Origin of the sequence: Tardiphaga sp. 813_E8_N1_3 (assembly GCF_051811025.1) — a bacterium.
Taxonomy (GTDB): domain Bacteria; phylum Pseudomonadota; class Alphaproteobacteria; order Rhizobiales; family Xanthobacteraceae; genus Tardiphaga.
In genome coordinates, this window is sequence record NZ_JBPWQE010000001.1 from 4172908 (window position 1) to 4195467 (window position 22560).

Consider the following 22560-nt stretch of genomic DNA (forward strand, 5'->3'; position numbering starts at 1 on the left):
CAGCGCGCCAGACCTTCTCATCGACGCGTCATTGTTCATACGATATCGAAGATGAACCGAACGCATTCTGAGATCGAAATATGCAGTCGTGATGAGGCGCCACCTTCCATCCTCGGCACTGTATTACGCACCGTTATGTTGTTCTTTGGTGCAATGAACCTTGAGACAATGGTCGCAGGTTCAAGCTTATTCTTAAATCTACTTCAGCGCGAGCGGTAAAAACATGTTGTTTTTATCGCAGTGCAGAATTGATGAAAAACCGTTGAGTAAAGTGGGGAGTGGACCATGTTTGCTCGCACGACAATGAACCCGACGCCTCGCCCAAACTCTCTCCGTGAACTCGGCATGGATAGCGATTCAAATCCCATCGTCAGCCTGAACGAATTCACGTATAAAAAACGCTCTGAAATCTACGGCGAGAAAGAGCCTGCAGAATACGTCTACCAGGTAAAATCTGGCGCAGTACGAAGCTACAAGCTTCTCTCCGATGGCCGCCGACAGATCGGCGCATTTCACCTCGCCGGTGATATTTTCGGACTGGAGAACGGCGGCGAACATCGGTTCACAGCGGAAGCGATTGTCGACACCACCGTTCGCCTCATCAAACGGCAGAGTTTAGAGATGGTCGCTGAGAGCGATGCCATAGTGGCCCGCAATCTGCTCAGCATGACCACAAGCAACCTGCAACATGCGGAAGACCATATGCTTCTGCTCGGCCGCAAGACTTCGCTGGAACGGGTCGCCGCCTTCCTGCTTGAAATGGATAAACGGTTGACAGCCGCTGGCATTATGGCACTCCCGATGTCGCGCCGCGATATCGCCGACTATCTCGGCCTGACGCTGGAAACTGTTTCACGCGTATTGTCTCGGCTGCATGAACTCGGCACCCTCGGCTTTGTCGGCAACACGCAACGCCAGATCGTACTCATGGACCGAAATCGACTCGCTAGCCTCGATCTTCAGAGCTGAAGCCACGGGCACCGATTTTGGCGAGATGATCCAGTGTCCTTTGCAGCACCTCGAACAGGACTGCCGCTGACCAACCAAACATCAGTATGCCGTTCATGGCGGTCATTGGCCCTATCAGCCGCCAGGCCTGCACCGGTATGATGTCGCCGTAGCCAAGAGTAGTGTAGTTCACGAAGGCGAAATAGAGTAGATCGCTACCTTCCGGAGCTGCACCCACTATTGCATAGGCCAACGCCCAGGCAAGCATTTCCAGCGTGTGCGCAATCATTAGCACCGCTGCTACCTCGACCATCACGACCATCAGGTGAAATTTCGGCCGCACAGTGTGCCGTAACCCGGCTTTGCGCGCAATGTCCACGGCGCCAACAGTCACCAGCGCGTGGATCATGATCGTGACCACGGTTACGATCGAGCCAACAAAAAACTGAATCGCCATAACTCTACCAATCTGCGATAAGCCCGCCGCTATTGGAGAGCACCGAACCAGGCGCCGAAGTAACCGGCATATTGCGCCGGCACCTCCAGATTCATCGAATGTCCGACGCCGGGCACGATGACGAGCCGGCAATCCGGCATTGCTGCTGCCATGGTCCGTAAATCGGGCAATGGAATCCACCCGTCGCGCTCTCCCCAGAGCACCAGATGCGCATGCCGGATTTCCGGCATGCGACGTTCCAACTCTCCGCTTTCCTTCTCGCGGTTGAGGTTGACGGGCGTCCCGATCCAGATGCCTTCGGACACGCCAAATGTCTGCTCGACGATCCGGTCGAACAGCGCCTGGATTTCGCCGAGCCCCTCGCGGAAACGTGGGATCGCGTTGGGCGCCATGCTTTCCGGCAAGAATAGCGAGGACGCCGCACTGGCCATCACCGTCCGCGTGAGTTGCTTGCTTGCCATCATGGCCCGGAAAAGTTCGATCTGATCGGCGTTGAAGGCCAGTCCCAGCGGCGTCACCGGATCAAGGGCCAATATCCGCCCGAAGCGCTGCGGTTGCATCAACAACATTCGCGCGGCAATGATGCCGCCAGTCGAATGCGTTGCAAGATGGCAGAACTTGATGCCCAGCATATCGAGCGCAGCGAGCATATCCTCGGCGTGTTGCTGCATGGAGTAATTACTGTAATCGGTTACAGGTTCCGGCCGATCGCTGTCGCCGCAACCGCGCCAGTCGATTCCGATCACACGCAGCCCTGACGGAAACAGAGGCGCGGCCAGTTCGATCCAGTCCTTGCTGGCAAGATTGCCATGGATAAAGACCACGGTTACGTCGCCCGCTCCCCATTCGCGCCAGCCCAGTGAAACCTCGCCCGCCTGCACCCTCGGCATGAGGCGGACCTATTTGTTCAGACCGGCGGTCGGGGCTGCACCGGGCGGTGTCGGCGCCACCGGGAGCACCGATGCAACGGCGCCCCTGATCATTCGATCGGTCCCGAGCGGCGAACTGGTATCGACCTTCCCCTTCGTCACGAAATCCACCACGTCGGCGGAATATTCAACGGGGTTATCCGTGTGGATGAAATGTCCGGTCTCCGGATAGATCTTGAGCATCGGCCGGTTGCCAGCATTGGTCATACGCGACATGAACGGTGTAATGACATCGCGTCCGAGGTCGGTCAGCCCGTTGAAGGCAGGCGTCGGGATAAACGGCTCCTTGTCGCCGAACGCCAGGAAGATCGGCGCCTTGATCTCGGTCACCCGTTCGTAGAGGTTCTTCGGGTCATCCTGCTGCAGCTCAGCCCCGATGGTGTAAATGTCGAAGATGAAGACGTTGCACCATTGCTCGAGCTCCTTCGAGTTACCCTTGGTGAGCCCGACCCGCTGCTCGGTATGCAAGCGGGCATATTCACTGTCGCTGAAGAAGTAACCGCTCTTCGCAGCTGACACGGCCCCGGTCTCCGGGTCACGCTTCTTGAAGTAGAAGAAATCGCGGATGCCCTCCTCTGGCCGGGCGATCTCTGCGGCCAGGATCCCGGTCTGATCCCATGTCTGCTTCCACTTGGCGAAGTCACGGCCGAAGGATTCGTCGAACAGACGCGCCTTCTTGTCTTTGGCGATCGCGATATCGCGCGGATATTCCTCAAGACCGGAAGGTGCTTCGAGCGCAAGACCCTGCACCGCATCCGGCCAGGTCAGGGCGTAGCCCATTACGAACTGACCGCCGAGAGAGTGGCCAAGGTAGTGCGCCTTCTTGACGTTGAGCTGGTTGACGACGAGATCATAGATCACCTCGCGCATATCCTGCATGGTGCGCGCCGGGCTCTTGTCGAGATTGCCGGGCCCGGACATGCCATAATGAGGCAGATCGGGAACGATCACGCGCACGCCGCTGCGCAAGGCATACTGCATGACATTGCCGTAGTGCCCGCCAAAAGCGCCCTTGCCATGAATGATGACAAGGACCTTTGGATCCTTGTCGGTGCCGGCATATTCGTCCATGTAGCCGATCTGCCAAGACGTCCCACGCTTATCCTTCGCGGTGGCATATTTGACCGGATAGGGATAGGTCACGTAGTCCTTCCAGAACGATTTTGTTTTGTCGATATTTTCGGCAACCCGAGGGATACGGTAGTTCTTGTCGACAAACTGCTGCGCCCGATCGAGGCTCGCCACGTCGTCCATGAAGGCGACGAACTTCGGATCGTTCTTGCGATTGTTGATGATCGGAAACACACCGTAGTGAGCAACCGGGCTCTCCTCGGAGACAAGGTCTGCGCCGGGAACGCGATCGACGGCGCGCTGGGCAAGCTTGAAATTCAGCCAGAGATCATTAGTGATGTGCATCACCAGCGTGCGCGCCTGTATTCGGCCGAGGTGCTCATTGATATTGTAGGTTTCGCCAACGCGATTGCGCCAGACCAGATCCACCGCATCATATAGTTTAGAGCGATTATTCACATTGAGACCGGCTTTCTCATTCGGCGGGTCCCAGTAGAAAACCTCGGGCTGAACCGACGCGAAACTCTGGTTCGTCCTGTAGCCAAAATCATAACCGGTCAGGCCTAGCACCGACCAGCCGAAGGCCATGCCCGGTAGTGGGTGCTTCTCCTTCGGCAGCTTGTAGTAGTCACCCTTGGTCGATTGCCAGACCGGGTCGGACTGGATAGCGGCCGTCATAAGCTGGAACGTCCAGTTGCCGACAGGATCCCCAGCGTCGGACTGCGTCGTCCCGCCAATCGGCATCAGCGCACCGATATATTCGGGATGTAGCACACCCCAAACATAAGTCTGCGTGCCACCCATCGAGACGCCGGCGACCAGCGCCACGCGTGCGACCTTCAAATGGTCGCGCAACATTCGATAGTTGGCCTGCACCATATCAAAGTAGCTGTACTGCGGAAATTTGATGCCAAGACCGTCCGAAGGCTTGCTGGCGCCCCAGGTGCCCAACGGATCGACCATAATGACATAGTAGCGGTCGGTATCGATCGGTCGTCCGGGACCAATGATAGGCACGCCGCCTGATAGCGCAGCGCCCTTGACCCATTGCTCATACATGTCGGTGGAGTCGCCGGAATAGTAGGAATTTATGACCACCGCATTGATAATCTCACCGGCGGCATTGCGGCGAGCGTTTCCAACTGCGACGTAGGCCGTGCGTAGCTTGCCACCACCGAGTGACTCCAGCGTGACGCCGCCCTCGCCGCCGTCTTCCCACTTGGAGGGGTCATTGAGGTCATACTTACCACCAAGCCGGAAGTTTGATATCTCGTAATATTTCTTCAATCCATCATGCTGGATTTGCGACGATCGACGCGTGAAGGGCTGTGCAGTCGCAATCGCTGTGCCCACCAGCAAGATGATCAGGCTGAAAGCACAACGTTTCACGGCGTCTGCCCCGGTCATGACCGCGTCCTCCCAATGGCGTTTCGTAAAAGTGTTCGGCGAGACTTCCCGGAAAGGCTTGATCTAGCTCAATGGAATCGACTTTCGGGAGTTGAGTATCGCAGCAATCAAATCGCCAACCGGTCAGCGCAATGCCGTTCCTGAAGTATGGTTCGTATCGGATACGTTATGAACTCGACGGCCCGGAGGACGCGCCCGCCTACGTTTTGGTCAACGGACTGACCCAATACGCTGAACTGTGGACTGCCTATCGCGACGCGCTGGTCGCAAGGCGCTTCCGCGTTGCAACGTTCGATCTGCTTGGTCAAGGTGCCTCCGATAAGCCCGCGCTTTTCATCCGTCAGGACGATCACGTCGCTGCACTCCACCTTCTGATCGAAGAACTGGGTAAAGGCCCCGTTTTTCTCGGAGGTATCAGCTTCGGTGGTCTCATCGCACTACGTTATGCCATCGAACACAGCCAGCGGCTCACCGGCCTCGTGCCAATGAGCTGCTTTGCGGAGCTTCCGCCTCAACTCTATCTACTTGGCAATGCCCTGCGTACCGGATTGATTCTTGGCGGCACGAGCTATCTTCAGGACCTGCTGCTGCCCATGAATGTCAGCGATCAATGGCTGCAGCCCATTCTCGAAACGCTCGACAAGGTCAAGCGGCAGGGCTGGCTGATCAATGACGTCTACGCACTGCAGAATCTCATGGAGTCCTTCCTCGATTTCCAGCCGCTGACGTCGCAATTACCTCAGATCGGCGTGCCGACGATGATCCTGAATGGAGAGTTCGACTTTCTGACGCCACGCGCGCTTCATGAAACCCTGCGTATCCACATTCCCGATAGCTCGCTCGTCATCATTCCGCGCGCCTATCACGCCTTCACGCTCGAGAAGCCAGCACTCACCGCCGACCTGCTCGCACGCTTTGCGGAGGATGTGCTGGCAGGCCGCTGGCAAGGCAAAAAGGCTGTCCATGTTGCACCGGAGGAAGCCGGTGGCGAGATTGTGCCGTTTCCCGCCGGCTATGACCATCTGCGTGCGATTCCGGTACAGGGCATGATGCGATGAGCGGGTTCTTCGGGCCACTCGATACCAATGGTCGCGTGCCCGCGCATCAGCAGACGCGCGTGGCTGCATTCCTGGTCTCGGCCCATGGCGCGCTGGCGCGGCAGTTCGCGTTTGCCTTGCCGCTCAAGCTGGACTCCGCATGGCAAACTGAACTGAATGCGCAGTTCTATCGTGAGACCGAGATCGTCTCCCTGTTGCTGCGTGCGACATCATGGATGCCCGATCTTGCCCTGAGCTATCTGATGGGTTCCTGGGAAGCAACATGGCTGCCAAAGCCGATCGAAGGCATTGCTGATCAATCCCTGGCGCTGGCGGGTGATCTCGCCGCCCGCGCACATGCCATACATGCTGGCATCCGCCCGGCCGCCCTCTTGCCGGTCGACGCCAACGCGCATGATCCGTTCGTCACGGCGCTGCGCCGTATTGAATTTGAAAGCGGCCGCCTGCTACAGGCCCAGATTCTTCTTTTGAAGGGCCCGAACCTTGCGCCCTTCCGCGATTCCGTGAGCGTCGCCCTCGAACAGCGACATGCCCAGGTTCGCGAGCTCTGGGCGAACGCCCTCGAGGGCGTTGGCATTTCCATTCGCGAAGGAAATGATCAGAAGTCTTGACGCAGATCAAAGGAGCGCCGGGGTCATGGACCAACACTTCATCATGGTCGCCTTCTCTTGATCGCCTGTCGACCGGAGCCTCCTCATGAAGGCCGTTTCCCTGGAAGAAGCCATTGCGATGATCCCGGCCGGTGCAAGCATCATGGTCGGCGGGTTCATGGGTGTCGGCACGCCGGAGCGCCTTCTCGACGAGCTGGTACGGCAGAGGAAATCGAGTCTTTCTCTCATCAGCAATGACGCGGCCACACCTGGAAAAGGCGTTGGAAAGCTGTTTGACGGCGCACAGGTGACCCACATGATCGGCACCCATATTGGGCTCAATCCGAAAGCCCAACAACAAATGTTGGGCAAGCAGATCACCGTCGATCTCATCCCGCAGGGCACTTTCGTCGAGCGCATTCGCGCTGGCGGCTGTGGGCTTGGCGGCGTACTCACGCCAACCGGCGTCGGTACGCTCGTCGAGGAAGGCAAGCAGAGGATCGATGTCGATGGGAAGACATACTTGCTGGAAACCGCTCTGCGCGCGGATTTTGCGCTGGTGCAGGCATTTCTCGCCGACTACGCCGGCAACCTTTCCTACGCCCTCACGGCACGTAACTTCAATCCGGTCATGGCGATGGCTGCGGATACCGTGATCGTCACCGCCGAACATATCGTTCCGGTTGGCGTGATCGCGCCTGACCATGTCATGACTCCCGGCCCCCTGGTCGATTATCTCGTTGCGAACGGGTGATCCATGGATGCGCAAACCATCATCGCCCGCCGCGTGGCGCAGGAGCTTCGCCCCGGCAACCTCGTCAATCTCGGCATCGGCATTCCGACACTGGTGGCGAATTACGTGCCAGCGGGCCTGCACGTTTACTTTCAGTCCGAGAACGGCCTAATCGGCACCGGTCCCATTCCGGAGCAAGGCATGGCCCATCCGCTGCTGACCGACGCTGGCGGCAAGCCGATCAGCGCCCTGCCCGGTGCCGCAACCTTCGATAGCGCAATGTCGTTCGGCCTGATCCGAGGCGGCCATGTCGATCTCACTGTGCTCGGCGGTTTGCAGGTCGATGCTGGCGGGCACCTCGCCAACTGGATGATCCCCGGCAAGATGGTGCCGGGCATGGGCGGCGCGATGGATCTCGTCAGCGGCGCCAAGCGCGTCATCGTCGCCATGCAGCATGCAGCCAAAGGAAAGTCCAAGATCGTCGGCAGATGCAACCTGCCGCTAACATCGGCGCGGCCGATCGATCTCGTCGTCACCGATATGGCGGTCATCGCGTTTCCCGGCGGCAATGCAACCTTGCTGGAGACGGCGCCCGGCGTCAGCATCGCCGAGGTGCTGGCGGTGACCGAGGCCGAGATCGCTGTTCCAGACGATGTCCCGGAAATGAAACTGTAACCGTGCGCAGGAACGAATCGCGATGCGAATTTTCAACGGGTTCGACGAGCTGAAAGCCGCCGTAGGTACGGAGATCGGCGTTAGCGACTGGATCGAAGTGACACAGGATCGGATCAACACATTCGCGGAAGCAACCTGCGACGAGCAATGGATTCATGTCGACCAGGAGCGCGCGGAGGCTGAGATGCCGGGCGGCAAGACCATCGCTCACGGCCTGCTGTCATTGAGCTTGACGCCGATGTTCATCCGGTCAGTGATGGGTTTGAAGGGGTTAAAGAACACGCTGAACTATGGCGCGGATCGCGTTCGCTATCTCTCCCCAGTGCCGGCCGGTTCAAGGTTGCGTGGACGCGTCAGCATTGCAGAAGCCGAGGAAGTGCCACCCAACGGCTTGCGCACCCACTATCGCGTGACCATCGAGATCGAGGGCGGCAAGCGTCCAGCCTGCGTCGCCGAAGTGATCGGCCTGCACTTCAGTTGAAGCAAGGTCCGCAGGTCAATCGATGATGTGATAGCCGCCATCGATATACATTACGCTCCCAGTGATCAGCTTGGCGCCGTCGAGCGCGAGGAACGCCGTCGCCCGCCCCACGTCGTCAATGCTGACAAGACTGCGCGCCGGAGCCTGCGACTGGGCCTTGTCCATCAATTCATCGAACTCCGGAATGCCTGATGCCGCGCGCGTCGCCAGCGGTCCAGGCGAAATGGCATGCACACGAATGCCCTTCGGGCCAAGCTCGGCTGCGATATAGCGCACCGCAGCTTCAAGGGCCGCCTTCGCAACGCCCATGACGTTGTAGTTCTTCACCACCATCTGACTGCCGTAATAAGTCATGGTGAACATCGTTCCGCCATTCTTCATCAAGGGCTCAGCCAGATGCGCCATGCGCATGAACGACCAGCAAGACACGTCCATGGTCTTCTGAAAGCCCTCGCGGTCCACGTCGACGACACGGCCGTGCAATGCACCTTTGGGTGAAAAGGCGATGGAATGCAGCAGAAAATCGAGATGACCCCATTCCTTCTCAATTCGCTCAAACACTTTTTCGGTTTCGCCCTCAACCATCACATCGAGCGGCATGAAGATCGGAGACTCCAATGCCTCGGCAAGGGGCTCGACATGCTTCCTGGCCTTCTCGTTCAGATAGGTGACGGCAATCTCAGCGCCAAGCGCTCGAAATGCCTTGGCGCAGCCCCACGCGATGGACTGATCGTTGGCAATACCGACGACGAGACCCTTCTTGCCTTTCAACGCGACGCTGGTCTCGGGAAATACCGGAATCGTCATGATACTCTCTCGCGTCTCTGATCTTGCGTTTTCGGATTCATCAGCAGCGTCAGCGTGTGCTGCGCAATCATCAACTCTTCGTCGGTGGGAATGACAAAGACCGGAACACGGCTGTCTGCCCCTGAAATCTCGCTGGCATTTGCCGCATTCGCGGCCGGATCGAGCGTGACCCCAAGCCAGGCCAGTCTCTCGGCGATGCGGGCCCGGACCGTGGCCGAATTCTCGCCGATCCCGGCGGTGAATACGAAGGCGTCGAGGCCCTGCAGCGCGGCCGCCAGCATGCCGGCGTGGAGACCGACCCGATAGACGAAATAGTCGACCGCAAATGCTGCGCGCGGATCTGCGCTGGTCTGGAGCTCTCGCATGTCATTGCTGACCCCGGACAGGCCTTTCAGACCGCAATCCCGATAGAGGAAATCCTGCACTTTGGAGACGGACATTCCTTTTTCTGCGATCAGATAGAGCACGACGCCCGGATCGAGCTGGCCGGCACGCGTTCCCATCGCGAGACCATCGAGGGCTGTAAAGCCCATCGTGCTCTCGACACTCTTTCCGTTCTTGATCGCACACATCGAGGCACCGCTACCGAGATGGGCGACGATCACGCGCCCACCCGCGACGTTTGATGCAACTTGCGGCAGGCGCTTGGCGATATATTCGTAGGATAGGCCGTGGAAGCCGTAGCGCCTGATGCCTTCGGCATGAAGCTGATGCGGGATCGCATAGTAGTCCGCCAGCGCATCATGATCGCGATGGAAGGCGGTGTCGAAACAGGCGACCTGCGGCAGCGTTGGGAAGTTGTTTAGAATCGTCCTGATCGGTGCCAGATTATGTGGCTGATGCAGGGGAGCCAGCGAGACATACCGTTCCAGCCGCCCCACAACTCCATGATCGATTAAGACCGGATTTGCATAATCCGGTCCGCCATGAACGACGCGATGGCCGACGGCGATAGGATTGATATTCAGCTCGTCGCGCAGCCAGGCGCCCGCGACAGACATCGCTGCTGGCACATCTGCCACAGCCTCGATTGGATAAGCACGATCGGCCATCGGATCGCCGTTCTGGCCATTCGCACGCAGCCGCGGACGGCTGCCGATTCCATCTATCTGGCCCTTGATTCGCCTTTGTAAGTTCCCCTCTCCCTCAACCGAGAAAATCTGAAACTTGACGCTTGAGGAGCCTGCATTGACGACAAGAATTGTATCCATGGCTATCACCCGGAAACTGTTGGTGCATGCTGACGCCTCGCATGCGCGTACAGCGACGCTATGGCGCACGACGCCATCCGGGCGCGCGCCGTGTCCGCACGCGATGTCAACACGACGGGCACTCTGGCTCCCAATACGATACCCGCGCCATCGGCCTTGGCGAAGTAAGCGAGATTCTTTGCCAGCATGTTGCCGGCCTCAAGATCAGGAACCACCAGGATCTGCGCGCGTCCTGCGACCTCGGACTTGATGCCCTTGATCCGCGCCGCCTCGACGTCGATGGCGTTGTCGAAGGCCAATGGGCCGTCGAGCACCCCCCCGGTGATCTGGCCGCGGTCGGCCATTTTGCAAAGCGCCGCCGCCTCGATCGTCGAGGGAATCATGGCAGTGACGGTTTCCACCGCCGAGAGGATCGCCACGCGTGGAGACTGGCCGAACCCCGCTTGATTGTAGAGATCGATGGCATTCTGGATGATGTCCCGCTTGGCTGCGAGATCCGGAAAGATGTTGATCGCCGCATCCGTGACAAAAATGGTCTCGGCATAGGCTGGAACGTCCATCACGAACACATGGCTGACGCGCCGATTGGTGCGCAAGCCGCCGACCTTTGCCGTCACGGCTCGCATGAGCTCGTCGGTATGCAGGCTGCCTTTCATCAGCATCTCGCCTTTGGCTTCGTGAATCAGTTCGACGCCCTTGGCGGCAGCGTCGTCGCTATGCGCAGCGTCGACGATCTCGAAGCCCGCGATGTCGAGGCCGCTTTTCTTCGCGGTGTCCTTGATCTTCTGAGCGGGACCGACCAGGACTGGCCGAATGATGCCGGCTTGCGCACTATCGACAGCACCGCGCAGCGAGGTCTCGTCGCAAGGATGCACCACAACGGTCGCAACAGGCGGAACGGCCTTTGCCGCCGTGATCAGGCGATCATATTTACTGGGAGATCGTGCTTGGATTGCGTCAGCTGACATTATGTTGCTCCCACTCCCCGTTGACTGAACCTGCCCTACGACGCTCTGGCCTCAGGATCGAAAGGGGTAACGTTTGACGCCCCCATCCCACCTGCTTCGACACCGAACAACCCGGCCATCCGCTTGAGCCTGACTGCGCGCTCGCCGGTGATTTCGCCGCTCGCGGACAACACCTCACGCATCGCCGCGAAAATTGCCTGCTTTTGATCGTGATCCGCAGGCAGCAACGCCGGAATAGCGGCCAGCGCCCCTTCCGGATCGAGCAACAACATGAAGAACTGCTCGCGCACCAAGGTCTTGAATTCGGGCAGCGTTAATCGTGCTTCGACCTGATCGCGCCGAACCTGACGCAGCGCCTCGATACTTCGCTCATCGACCATTCCCCGCGCAGAGCCCACGTAAAGCAACGAACGCAAGGTCGCTTCGCGCAGGCCTCCTTCCGCAATCTTGGACTTGAGTTCAGCGATCCTCTTGTCGAGCATGGCTCGGTGTTCAGCCGACATCTCCCGGCGGCGCGACGGCTCGGACTTAGGGTCGATGCCGACGGCCGCCTGCAATGCAGGCGAACCATAGATGTTGAGGAACATGGCCTCGCTGAGCGCCTCCTGAGAGTCCCGCCAGCTATCCAGCATATGAACGATTTGCTTTCCCATCTGCTCCTGGAATGCGAGGAAGGGATTGTCCTTCGAAACCGGCTTGCGGTTACCCTCGACGTCTTCTGCGGCCGACTCCACCCAGTTCATCCAGGGATTTTTGCTGCTGAAAGCTTCATATTGCAGCCGCAACGGATGCAGATTGCGCATCATTTCCGCCATTTGCGGCGTCACTGCATTCTTAAGCCAGGGTTGAATATACTTCTGGTAAGCTGCGAGATTCATCTCAGAGACGCGCTTGGCGGCAGCGAAACGCCGCTCGTCCTCCGGCGAATTACCGCCCATGGCCCTGATGTCATCAAGCGTCCGCGCCTCGCAGCGCATCACCCATTGACCAACGACGAGGTCGGCACTCGCGGTCGCCTCCCCCTTGGCTTCAAAGGTTGCTTCATAGAGACCCGGCGGCAATACATCGATGAGATCGATGTTGCTGGAAAACTCCGTGTGTTCCTTCTTGGCGACACCGCCGGACACGAAAATGCCCAGATGACCGATGCTTTGGTGAACCGTATAGACAATCGTCTGCCCATACGCCCTGATCTCATCTACATCAGCATAGCAATCGAGGATCCAGTTCAGCGCTTGCTGCGGCGGCGTAACGTTGTCGCCCTCCGAGCAGAACACCAGGATCGGCGACCTGATATTGCGCAAGTCGACCTTCCGGCCGTCAGACATCTCGACCTTGCCGGCAGCGAGGTTGTTGCCGATGAAAAGCTCGTCGACGATAAACTGGATTTCTTCGGCATTCAGATTGACGTGACCGCCCCACCAGCGCTCGAATTCAAGATATCGATCCGCCTCGGTATCGATATTGGAATAGACATTGTATTGCTTGCTCCACAGCGTGTTGGAGGGGTTCTGGTTCTCAAAATTTTGCACCAGCCACGCGCCGTCAAACTTGCCGGCACCGAGATCACTGGTCATCGCGGTAAGCCAACTGCCTCCCATCAGGCCGCCCGAATAGCGCATCGGGTATTTGCCGTGCACTCCTTCCCAATAAGCAAGCGGAGCGCCTGCGATAATCAGCGGCCCGAACAGCTCGGGCCGCAGAGACGCCAGGATCATGACGGCCCAACCGGCCTGGCAATTACCGATGACGCATGGCTTGCCGTCAGCCTTGGGATGCAGAGCGATGACCTTCTCGATGAACTGTGCCTCGGCCCATGCAATGCGCTCGATAGTCTGTCCCGGCATCGGTTCCGGCAGGAAGCCAATGAAGTAGCAGGGGTGACCCGCTTTCATCGCGACGCCTATTTCACTGTCGGCCTTGAAACCGCCAATCCCCGGACCGTGACCTGCACGGGGATCGACCACAATAAACGGCCGCCGCTCGAGATCGATCTCAACGCCCTCGGGCGGAACGATCCGGACCAGCGCGTAGTTCACGGGTTCATTCAGCGCGCGACCATCGATAATCAATTCGGCTGAATACTGAAGGACATGCGGTGCGGTCTGCGCGACATGCTCGCGGTACTGATCGCCACGCTGACGCATGACATCCAGGAACAGCATGCTCCGCTGTCCAGCATCGACCATGTATTCCACCGCCGAGGCAACGAGCCCGGACATCGGACCGCCCGGCAAGTTTGACGCTTCCTTCGACATGTTCCGACCTCATCGTCGCGCCAACTCATTCAGGGCGCGTTGCACAAGGCATCGTTGATCTAGGTCAAGGGTCCACAGGCAGCCTAGGCGCCGGTCTGGATTGATCCTCGCGCATCCATGCCGCCATCAACTCCCAGGCGACCGAAAGAACAATCGGCCCGATAAAGAGGCCGACAATTCCGTGCGCAAGAGTTCCTCCGATGACGCCGATGAAGATGACAAGTGTCGGAGTCGTAAGTCCGCGCCCCATCACAAGCGGTTTCAATATGTTGTCGAGCACGCCGACGAGGCCAAGGAACACCGTCAACAGCAGTGCCGTGGTGAAATCCTTGTCCATCCAGATCCAGATCACCACAGGAAGAATGACGATTGCTGCGCCGATCTGAATGATGGTCAGCAGCATAACCGCAAAGGCCAGGAGGCCAGCACTGGGAATGCCGGCCATTTTGAATCCTATGCCGGCCAGCAGGGCCTGCAAAACCGCGACGCCGATCACGCCCTGAGAGACGGCGCGGATTGTCGCCCCAGCCAGATCCAGCAAATGTTCGCTCTGCTCGGGAACGATGAGGGACAGAAGGCGCCTTCCGCCCGCGGCCAGTTGGGGACCGTAGGGAAAGAGAAAACCGGCTATAAGCACGGACAGCAGAAACTTGAGCGTACCGACGCCGGCGCTCCCCGCAAGCGTGAGCATCGTCCCCGCCAAAGGTTTCAAATACGGCGCCACCTCGCGTAGCACCGCCTTGATATTGCTGAACGCCCGGCTCCAGATTTCATACAGTTGGGATCCGACGAAACGCCATTCCTTGATGTGTTCGGGCGGTGACGGAATGACCAGATTGCCGGCACTCAGGTCATCGGCGAGTTGTCTTACACCGTCCAACGCACTCAGACCCAGCCATGTCGCCGGCCCGATCACAATTCCAAGATTGACAATCGTGAGGATCGTCGCAGCCGTTCTGGGACGGCCACCGAGCAGTTTGGCCAGCCAGTTGAAAACCGGATAGAAGGCGACGGCAAGGACACCGCTCCAGGCCAGAATTGGCACGAAGGAGCGGATCACGATGAACGTCCAAATCACCAGCAACGCCAGCAATCCCAACCGGACCACAAGTCGGATGACATCGTCCCCGGATAAAACGCGGCGCAGTGTTCTCACGGACACGCCTTGATCTGTTCAGGTACGCAAGCGTTGCTGCTCCGGTCATCCGATAGTCTTGATCCAGATCAAGCCTCCGTCCGCCGGCCGACGTTTGCTTGATGCTGGGCTGAACAGATTTCCCGACCATGCCAGCGGAGCTCCCATGTCCGACGCTGCCACCTACGCCGCGCATGAGCAGTTACGCGACGGCAGCCTTGTGAGTATTCTGGCGCTTCGGCCGGAAGACGAGCCCGACATGCTCGCCGCGCTGGCGCAGGCCAGCGTACAATCGCTGCAGCGCCGTTTTTTCGTCATGAAACGCCATTTCTCTGACAAGGAACGCACTTTCTTCATGGACATTGATTTCGAAAATCATGTCGCGCTGGTTGCGCGCGCTGAGGAAGCTGGCCGGAATGTCCTGGTGGGTGGTTGCCGATATATCGTTTCCGAGCCAGCCCGCGCCGAGATGGCGTTTATGGTAGTCGATGGGTGGCAGGGACGCGGCGTGGGCTCGATCCTCATGCGGCATCTCATCAAACTCGGGCGCGATGCCGGGCTGAAAGAACTGACCGCAGAAGTTCTTCCGGAAAACACCGCGATGCGAAAGATCTTCACCAGGTTCGGCTTCAAGGCAGCCCCGCGAAAAGACCCCCAGATTGTTAGCCTGGTGCTTGAACTCACTTAGGATCGAAACATGTTGGTGCTGGCAACATGAGATGACTTTGATCCAGATCTGGGTCGCGGGTTGTTGCAAGGGAAGTCCGATGTCGGCTCTCATGATGGGCATTCAGAAAGTCAAATTGATCATTTTTCTGGGCATTGCGGTCTGCCTTGCGGATCAGACTGCAATCGCAAAGAGCGAATTGACTGATCCCCTGAAGATCGCGCGTGATTGCAAGAGCGAACTTAAGCGTCTGTGCGCGGGAGTGCGCCCGGGGCGTGGGCGCATCACGAGCTGCCTCAAGGAAAAGTCCGCCGAATTATCCTCCACTTGTTTGGATGCACTCAAGGCCGCTGAATGAGATCGACAAGTTTCGTGGAGATTGAGAGTGACATCTTATTCATCGCGGCTCAAAGCGAAGAAGTCGCCCATGAATATGAGGAATCCCGGTAGGTAGACTTTCTCAGCGACGGAACCCGCTCTGGTTGAGATCCGATTTGCGCCAGATAAATCTGGCCCTCCCGACGGATTCTGACGTGACACCAACATTTGGCGTGAGCTCTTGTTGAGCCAGATCAATACCGTTCCGGGACAGGAACGGATTCTCCGCCATCGCATTCGGTAGGAGACCGCCGTCATGACCCCCCTGCTCAGGCAGATCCAGCATACACCGCTGCTTTGGATGTTGATCTTCGTGCCTGCCGTGCTAGTCGCGGAAGCAATAGCGCCGCATTCCCATACCCTGCTGTTCATGCTTTCGGTTCTCGCTATCGTACCGCTGGCCGCCCTGCTCAGCCACGCGACCGAAGCGGTTGCCGCCAAGACCGGTGATGCCGTCGGCGGATTGCTCAATGCGACGCTGGGAAACTTAACGGAACTGATCATTGCGATCACCGCGTTACATGCGGGCCAGTACATGCTGGTGAAGGCGTCAATTGCCGGTGCGATTGTCACCAACGCCCTCTTCATGCTCGGTGCCTGTCTGCTCCTCGGCGGCCTGCGCTACCACGTCCAAGAATATAACCGTTCCGGCGCCCGACTCTACTCCGGTCTCTTACTGATGGCGACGGTCGCTCTGCTTGCTCCATCGGCAGTCGCCGACCTTGATCTTGTGCAGGGTGAGACCATCATGCAGAAGCTCAGCATCGGCCTCGCCATCCTGCTCATCATTGCTTACGCACTCGGCCTGCTGTTCTCGCTGAAGACCCACAAGGAATTGTTCGCAAGCGCCGCGCATGACGAAGGCGAGGAACATTGGCCGATTGTCCTTGCGGTGGGCACACTGCTTGTTGTCACTGTACTGGTTGCACTTGTGAGTGAGATTTTTGTCGAGTCGGTGCAGAAGGCCGCAGCAACGTTTGGAATGAGCCCGGCCTTCGTTGGCTTCATCATCGTCTCAATGGTCGGGGCCGCCGCCGAGTTTGCCGTTGCCTTTTCCGCGGCACGCAAGGACCGCCTCGACATGAGCGTCAGCATCGCGCTTGGCAGCGCCTCCCAGATAGCGCTGTTCGTAGCGCCCGCCCTGGTGCTGCTCAGCTATGTCGTCGGACCATCGCCGATGAGCCTGCAGTTCTGGCCCGGCGCCGTCACCATGGTCATGATTGCGACCGTGACGGCGAGCTTCATTACGAGCAGCGGTCGCTCGGCCTGGTTCGTCGGCGCCCTGCTCATCTTCATTTACGCAGTCTTTGCGTTGACGCTGTATGTAGTTCCGCCGACGGGCCAGGGGATGGAATGAAGCCCGCGCTCGGTGAGGCAGCACACCGCTGGCGCTCAGCTCTATTCGACGTCGAACGCTTCGAGGATCCGGCTTTCGGAGCGTTGATTCAGATCAACTCTTAGGGAGCTCTCGCCAGTAGATTCCACCGAAATCCTTAGGCACTCACGGCGTTCCGCGATGCCCAAGCTGAAGGACACCGCTGAGGACCCGGCGATCATGGCGCAACCAACGACTGGGCAAGACAGGTGCCGAGATGATCACAATTCCTCAACTGACAGCGCAAGCTCTTGGCTCGTTTCTGGCGCAGGAAACCGAAGGCCGCTTCCGCTCCTCGCATTCCGATTTGATAAAATTGCTGCCCTTTGCCGCCAGGCTGGCATTGGAGTGCATCGGGAACAGTGATGCACTCTATCATAATATAGAGCACACCATGCTGGTTACGCTGGTCGGGAACGATATTCTGGCGGGCCGCGCGCTGCAACGGACCACCACCGCAGCCGACTATGCGAACTTCATTATGGCCTGCCTAACCCATGACATTGGATATGTGCGGGGCATTCTCCAGGGCGATGAAGACGGCGCTTACGTTGCGGACCTTACTGGGCGCAAAATTGAATTGCCGGTTGGATCCTCCGATGCAGCGCTCGCACCATACCATGTCGACCGCTCAAAGCTCTTCGTGATTGAGCGGCTCCATGCCGTAGAGGAAGTCGACGCCGCCCGGATTGCCCGGGCCATCGAATACACGCGCTTTCCCTACGTCGATGCAGCAAACGGAGAAGGTGATGACCTCGACGAGGAAGAAGGATTGCTGTTGCGTGCCGCTGATCTGATTGGCCAGCTCGGCGATCCTAATTACATAAGGAAATCAAATGCTCTGTTCCATGAATTCGAGGAGATCGGACTGAACAAAGCACTCGGTTATGCAACGCCGGCTGACATCGTCTATAAATTTCCTCAGTTCTACTGGACCAACGTTGCACCACAGATCCAGCTCGCGATCCGCTATCTCAATGTTACCTCTAGCGGCCGGCAGTGGATCGCCAGCCTGCACAGCAATATTTTTCGGGCTGAGCGCGAGGTGAACCTATCGGGGCCGCAGAGATAGGCGCTCACGTACTCCCCCGGTAATGGACCCGCTCTCGACCTCCATTTTTTGCGTTTCCTATGTATCCGCAAATCAGCGACCTTGGTTGAACTCAGGCGATAGACCCGATCCGACGTCGTCTGATTATCAGTACACGACTTGGAAAGAGATTATAGGAGCGGAACAAACTTCACTGTCGATACCTTTCACGGCATTTCTAGCCCGCATCAGGAAGCTCATCATCGCCGATGATTCAGAGCACTGCACCGCCATTGAGCGCGGCTTCCGCGACGGATCTTTGCGCCAGCCCGTAAGCCCCATGTCGGACGCCGAATTGGGCGAAGCCATAGCGGAGCAACGGGCGCCCTACTAACGGGAATATGAAAATATTGGATGGCCGCTTCAACCCAAAGAAGTAAGGCGGCCTATTTGGTTTTTGGCACAAAGTGCACAGGACTTTCCCGAAGGCGGGTCATAAAATGCTCCCTCATCTGAGGGAGCTGCCGTGTCAAAAGAACACCTTTATAGCGCCTTCGTCATCGTGGCTGGGCTAATCCCTGTCGTGATAGTCGCAGCCGTCGTGTTCATAAAGTAAAGCCGCCTCAGTAGGCGGCCTCTTTCATTTTGCCCGCCTCGACTTCGTTCATCCCGCGTCCATTAGCGCCACGATATCTCATAGTGATTTTTGCAGATAAGGACCTGAGGGGGCCTCGGTCTCCAAGCATATCTTCCCAATCGGCATCGCTTATTCTGGGGAATTTTCGTCTCAAGCAATTATCAAGATCTCGTTCAACCATGACCAATTACGGCTTTGCTTCATCGTTGCGCAGCGCTGCGCCGTGCCCATGCAAAGGAGATGAAACGAAATGTCCGTTAAAAAGAAAACACCACCAAACACCGGCAGCAGTTCGCCGTAGGCGTGCACGCCGCTGCATATAACTCAAAGCCGCCATTGTGGACCACCTTTGTGGGCTACGTTTGTGTAGCAAGGTGGCCTCTCTAAGCTCATGATTGCTTAGAGTTTTCAGCTTTTCAATGGTTTAGATGAGGATGGCGCTCCGTAAGGGATACGGCTGACCGGCAAAAAACCAAATTCACCAACGAAATCAATAGGCGAAACTCCGGAATGGTGGGCATGTAGGACATCATGTAGGACGCCGCAAAAACCGGTTTGTTCTCGTCTCGTTCACGGTCTATCGTGGGCGCATCATGTCCCCGAAACACACCCGACGCTGTTGTCCGGCGGCGACCGCAAGGCTCTGAATAAAGAGCTGACGAAGGCGCGCGGCGTGACACTGATGCTTGCCCGCCAGTCGGACGAGTTGCGTGCGAAGGGTGAGGCCCTGATCCGTGAAGCCGACAAGCTGTCCTGCGAAAGCTGGAACGAGCGAATGTGGGCGGACGGCGAGCCGATCGACCCGTCACCAACCGTCGACCAAGCGTTGAACGGCGGCTTCCCATGGCTCGAAATCGAATGTTCAAGATGTCGGATCAAGCGCGACGTCAGCCTGGCTGAACTCCCGCATGTCGACACGACGTGCATCCACGATCTAGCCACCCGCCTGCGCTGCGAGCGCTGCGCGAAAGCAAAAAAGCGCCCTCTGGCGACATTGCTGCAGTTGGCGCCTGGACGACGGCACGCCCCGGAGGCGCCGTGATGCCGGAGCTGACGCGGCGACGCACCGACGATCGTTTGGAGACTTGGGAAATCTGGTGCCGCGACGTGCACGTCGGCACCATCGCCCGGCAGGATTGGGATCCGAACCCCGAACGGTCGGAAATCTGGAAGTGGTCCTGCGGCTTCTATCCGCTCCATCGTGAAGAATGCTTCAGGGGTGACGCACCAGACTTCGAGACGGCCCGCGCCGAATTCGATGCAGCATGGAAGGTGTTCCTGCCGAAGCGCACCGAAGCGGAGTTCGAGGCGTGGCGCCGGCAGAAACAGTGGGCCGCCAACAAATACGCGCTATGGGATGCCGGATATCGCAACAAGCTGGGTCGAGGCCCGATCCGGTGCGCATGTGGCGCGATGTTCAACCCGGGCATCCACAAAGAAACCATGGCCCATATCCAACACATCACCTCCCTCGCCTGGAAAATTGCTTGATCTAGGTCAACGTAATCTCCGCTGCCAAATTAAAGATGAGAGATGGGGATGGGCAACGGAGGAAGTAGGCATGAGGACGACTACTCTGCGAACAACGATAATTGCTGCGGCAAGCCTGGCATCTGCGACGCTGCTGTCGCCGGGCTGGACTGAGCAAGGTGGTCTATCGCTGACAGTCAGTCAGGCGGAGGCACAGACCCGCGTCTACATCAGGAGAGGTTATCTCGGGAGTGACTACTACACTGCGACTGGCCTTCCTTGGTACGCTGTGAGGGCCCACTATTATAATGGGCCATGGAGCGGCGCCGGATTCAGCTACGCAGGCTGGAGCGACTACGCTGCGCGCAATGGTATCGGCTGCACGCCCGGCACCGCGATCAAGGGCGGCGATGGCATCATGTATAACTGTCAGTAAGTCGAGGGTGTTGGACTGGGTGAGATTATCCACTCAGTCCAGCAAACTTCCGCTAATGGGACGGTCTGCTTCCGCCCCACCCCGGCGGTCCTCGGCGTTAATTCGTAACAGTGCTTATCGCCAGTTTTTTTGCATCGCGTTCATAACGGTGTAGGTCTTATTTTTTTTGCAGTACTCTGTGACTACCTTAACGTTCCGTTTGACGTACCGCAGATCCAGCTCGTTGAGGTTTTTGGTCGCGCTGAAATAGCCGCTCATCCACCAGCCGATCAGAGCTTGGCGTTCAGTATCCGTCTTCAGGAATTGCCCGCAAGTGATCTGCGAAAGATCAATCACGACTTGCGCGTTGACCGGCGATATCGGCGTGCCGATCAGCACAAGGCAGCATGACGCGATGTATCTGTTCATACCTTCCCCATTTCTCTTGTGACACCTATCGGCTTGTCGCCCGCTGAAGTCCCGACATAACCGTTTGCGTTGGATTGGAAGCGCACCAGGACTTTAAGTTGGCGACGTTCCGGGCATACGCATCCAGATCCACATAGACATAGCCGGACTTCTGATTGAACCAACCACTCATCCATGCCGAGAAAACGGCAGAGTCCGACGCAGACAGAGCCAGGTACTGCGCGCAACTGACCCGCGCCATGTCCAAGGACACTTGAGCTTGTGCCACCGATGTGAAGACCAGGCCAATGAGCGAGAGGTAGGACAGCTTCTTCATGATGCACTCCTTATGCGAAACACCTTCTTGATGTCGCCGGAGCAAACGTTGATCTATCTCAAGAGTAGGCCCCACATTTCGTAGGCAACAGTGACGGAGGTTTTGACTGCACCGCCCGTGGAGAGGAAAAATGTTCAGATCAACCGCACTGGCCTTGCTAGGGCTATCAATGGCATCTTCGGCGTATGGTATGACGCTGCCCCCCCTTCCTGGACCAAACGCCATGGTCATCGAAATCGCAATCGGATGCGGCCCCGGCAGAACCCGAATAGACGGTGTATGCGTCGCGCGAACGACCGTTCGACAAACTCGCCGCGCGGTTCGCAGGTGTGTGCGATGGCAGGCCGGCGTCTGCGCTTTATACCAGTGACAGCTCAGTTCCGAGCCTGATCGCGGCAGTGGTGCGATTCACTTCGTCAGCAAACGGAGGACGCAGACATCGCCACGACTGAAGGGCGTTCGTCGAGTAGAGGTCAGCCGCTGGCACGTCGCGCGTGGAAAACCGTTTCATTGACTTGGGTCAACGAGCCATCGCGGATGCTGTGGCCGATGACTTCGTAAGAAAATATCCGTTGACCGCGTTCGACTTGGCCGGAGAGCCCCTTAGCGAAAATCCCGGTTATTCGAGCAAATCTCGTCGTACCGTCTGGACTAAACATGACTTGCGTCTGGTATGTCACCTTTGAAGTACCTAGAAGCGGTACGTTGTTACAACGGCGAAATCCCCGACTGAGCAAGATCTTTGAAACCGAGGCGGAAGCGAAGGCGTTTGCGCGACGGAAGTTCGACGCAGGTCTGATCGTGACCGCGGGCACTATCAATCCCTATCGTCCGAGAGTGGCAATTCCGTCGGAGAAGATTCTTGCATGGTTTGAAGCGCGCGACACGGTCGATCAATCAGACGAGAACGGCTCGCCGACTTAGAACGGCGGTGGAATACGCCGCACTATCTCGCTCGATGCGGACCCTTCATTCCTGCAACCGATAGCCATTCCAGGTCCGTCGCACTGTGCTCTGGTAGGCGTTCAGAACGTTCGGCTCTAATAGCAGGACGAGCAGCAATTCAAAATCACCCGCCGGAATAATAGTCTTGAGTGTTGCCATTCTGGCACGGG

At 58.0% G+C, this 22560-nt stretch carries 24 protein-coding genes; 14 read left to right on the forward strand and 10 right to left on the reverse strand.

From position 1 onward, the window contains the following. Positions 1-285 precede the first annotated feature (285 nt). Positions 286-969 (forward strand): helix-turn-helix domain-containing protein, encoded by a 684-nt coding sequence (locus tag AB8A33_RS19690; protein WP_439094265.1) that lies wholly within the window; start codon positions 286-288, stop codon positions 967-969. Here AB8A33_RS19690 and AB8A33_RS19695 read toward each other — a convergent pair. From AB8A33_RS19695 to AB8A33_RS19705, 3 genes are read right to left on the reverse strand one after another with little or no spacing between them, the layout of a single operon-like run. Continuing rightward, the gene (locus tag AB8A33_RS19695) at positions 947-1405 is read right to left on the reverse strand and encodes a potassium channel family protein (RefSeq protein ID WP_439094266.1); all 459 of its coding nucleotides are present in this window, start codon (positions 1403-1405) and stop codon (positions 947-949) included. The two genes, AB8A33_RS19690 and AB8A33_RS19695, sit on opposite strands and share 23 nt — an antisense overlap. A gap of 29 nt (positions 1406-1434) precedes the next feature. Further along, positions 1435-2295, reverse strand: a complete 861-nt coding sequence (locus tag AB8A33_RS19700; protein ID WP_439094267.1) for an alpha/beta fold hydrolase — start codon at positions 2293-2295, stop codon at positions 1435-1437. 9 nt (positions 2296-2304) lie between these two features. Then, entirely contained in the window at positions 2305-4812 is a 2508-nt protein-coding gene (locus AB8A33_RS19705) for an alpha/beta hydrolase (RefSeq protein WP_439094268.1), read from the reverse strand. A gap of 131 nt (positions 4813-4943) precedes the next feature. On the opposite strand from AB8A33_RS19705, the gene AB8A33_RS19710 reads away from it, so the two are divergent. From AB8A33_RS19710 to AB8A33_RS19730, 5 genes are all read left to right on the forward strand, one after another. Next, positions 4944-5870 carry an alpha/beta fold hydrolase gene (locus tag AB8A33_RS19710; RefSeq protein ID WP_439094269.1) on the forward strand — a complete coding sequence of 309 codons (927 nt, stop codon included), beginning with the start codon at positions 4944-4946 and terminating at the stop codon, positions 5868-5870. Beyond that, positions 5867-6481, forward strand: a complete 615-nt coding sequence (locus AB8A33_RS19715; protein WP_439094270.1) for a hypothetical protein — start codon at positions 5867-5869, stop codon at positions 6479-6481. The genes AB8A33_RS19710 and AB8A33_RS19715 overlap by 4 nt, the downstream gene beginning before the upstream one ends. An 85-nt stretch (positions 6482-6566) precedes the next feature. After that, positions 6567-7214: a CoA transferase subunit A gene (locus AB8A33_RS19720; protein ID WP_439094271.1), complete on the forward strand. Its 648-nt coding sequence runs from the start codon at positions 6567-6569 to the stop codon at positions 7212-7214. Between the two features lie 3 nt (positions 7215-7217). After that, the gene (locus AB8A33_RS19725) at positions 7218-7868 is read left to right on the forward strand and encodes a 3-oxoacid CoA-transferase subunit B (RefSeq protein ID WP_439094272.1); all 651 of its coding nucleotides are present in this window, start codon (positions 7218-7220) and stop codon (positions 7866-7868) included. Between the two features lie 22 nt (positions 7869-7890). Further along, positions 7891-8349 carry a MaoC family dehydratase gene (locus AB8A33_RS19730; RefSeq protein ID WP_315840251.1) on the forward strand — a complete coding sequence of 153 codons (459 nt, stop codon included), beginning with the start codon at positions 7891-7893 and terminating at the stop codon, positions 8347-8349. Positions 8350-8364: 15 nt separating this feature from the next. Here AB8A33_RS19730 and fabI read toward each other — a convergent pair whose 3' ends face one another. The 5 genes from fabI to AB8A33_RS19755 form a co-directional block, all read right to left on the reverse strand. Continuing rightward, positions 8365-9156 carry an enoyl-ACP reductase FabI gene (gene fabI, locus AB8A33_RS19735; RefSeq protein ID WP_439094273.1) on the reverse strand — a complete coding sequence of 264 codons (792 nt, stop codon included), beginning with the start codon at positions 9154-9156 and terminating at the stop codon, positions 8365-8367. After that, complete coding sequence (locus tag AB8A33_RS19740) at positions 9153-10367, reverse strand: acetate/propionate family kinase (protein WP_439094274.1); 1215 nt, start codon at positions 10365-10367, stop codon at positions 9153-9155. The genes fabI and AB8A33_RS19740 overlap by 4 nt, the downstream gene beginning before the upstream one ends. A 5-nt stretch (positions 10368-10372) precedes the next feature. Then, entirely contained in the window at positions 10373-11335 is a 963-nt protein-coding gene (locus tag AB8A33_RS19745; RefSeq protein WP_439094275.1) for a phosphate acetyltransferase, read from the reverse strand. Between the two features lie 35 nt (positions 11336-11370). Continuing rightward, a complete protein-coding gene (locus AB8A33_RS19750; RefSeq protein WP_439094276.1) occupies positions 11371-13593 on the reverse strand; it encodes a DUF3141 domain-containing protein in 2223 nt (740 codons plus the stop codon). Positions 13594-13657: 64 nt separating this feature from the next. Further along, a complete protein-coding gene (locus AB8A33_RS19755) occupies positions 13658-14755 on the reverse strand; it encodes an AI-2E family transporter (protein WP_439094277.1) in 1098 nt (365 codons plus the stop codon). 139 nt (positions 14756-14894) lie between these two features. On the opposite strand from AB8A33_RS19755, the gene AB8A33_RS19760 reads away from it, so the two are divergent. The 7 genes from AB8A33_RS19760 to AB8A33_RS19790 all read left to right on the forward strand — a co-directional run bounded on the left by AB8A33_RS19760 (position 14895) and on the right by AB8A33_RS19790 (position 20721). Then, positions 14895-15416, forward strand: coding sequence for a GNAT family N-acetyltransferase (locus AB8A33_RS19760; RefSeq protein WP_439094278.1), 522 nt, complete (start codon positions 14895-14897; stop codon positions 15414-15416). Between the two features lie 79 nt (positions 15417-15495). Continuing rightward, positions 15496-15753 carry a cysteine rich repeat-containing protein gene (locus tag AB8A33_RS19765; protein ID WP_439094279.1) on the forward strand — a complete coding sequence of 86 codons (258 nt, stop codon included), beginning with the start codon at positions 15496-15498 and terminating at the stop codon, positions 15751-15753. A gap of 276 nt (positions 15754-16029) precedes the next feature. Then, positions 16030-17130, forward strand: coding sequence for a calcium/proton exchanger (gene cax / locus AB8A33_RS19770; RefSeq protein WP_439094280.1), 1101 nt, complete (start codon positions 16030-16032; stop codon positions 17128-17130). Positions 17131-17365: 235 nt separating this feature from the next. Further along, positions 17366-18220: a metal-dependent phosphohydrolase gene (locus tag AB8A33_RS19775; protein WP_439094281.1), complete on the forward strand. Its 855-nt coding sequence runs from the start codon at positions 17366-17368 to the stop codon at positions 18218-18220. A gap of 1214 nt (positions 18221-19434) precedes the next feature. Continuing rightward, positions 19435-19857 carry a hypothetical protein gene (locus AB8A33_RS19780; RefSeq protein ID WP_439094282.1) on the forward strand — a complete coding sequence of 141 codons (423 nt, stop codon included), beginning with the start codon at positions 19435-19437 and terminating at the stop codon, positions 19855-19857. After that, complete coding sequence (locus AB8A33_RS19785; protein WP_439094283.1) at positions 19857-20306, forward strand: hypothetical protein; 450 nt, start codon at positions 19857-19859, stop codon at positions 20304-20306. Before AB8A33_RS19780 ends, AB8A33_RS19785 begins: the two co-directional genes overlap by 1 nt. 70 nt (positions 20307-20376) lie before the next feature. Beyond that, on the forward strand, positions 20377-20721 hold the full coding sequence (locus AB8A33_RS19790) for a hypothetical protein (RefSeq protein WP_439079679.1): 345 nt from the start codon (positions 20377-20379) through the stop codon (positions 20719-20721). 114 nt (positions 20722-20835) lie between these two features. Here AB8A33_RS19790 and AB8A33_RS19795 read toward each other — a convergent pair whose 3' ends face one another. After that, positions 20836-21129 carry an HdeA/HdeB family chaperone gene (locus AB8A33_RS19795; protein WP_439094284.1) on the reverse strand — a complete coding sequence of 98 codons (294 nt, stop codon included), beginning with the start codon at positions 21127-21129 and terminating at the stop codon, positions 20836-20838. A gap of 25 nt (positions 21130-21154) precedes the next feature. After that, positions 21155-21445 carry an HdeA/HdeB family chaperone gene (locus tag AB8A33_RS19800; protein ID WP_439094285.1) on the reverse strand — a complete coding sequence of 97 codons (291 nt, stop codon included), beginning with the start codon at positions 21443-21445 and terminating at the stop codon, positions 21155-21157. 657 nt (positions 21446-22102) lie between these two features. Between AB8A33_RS19800 and AB8A33_RS19805 the strand changes: the two genes are divergently transcribed. Next, entirely contained in the window at positions 22103-22369 is a 267-nt protein-coding gene (locus AB8A33_RS19805) for a hypothetical protein (protein WP_439094286.1), read from the forward strand. Positions 22370-22560: the final 191 nt, after the last annotated feature.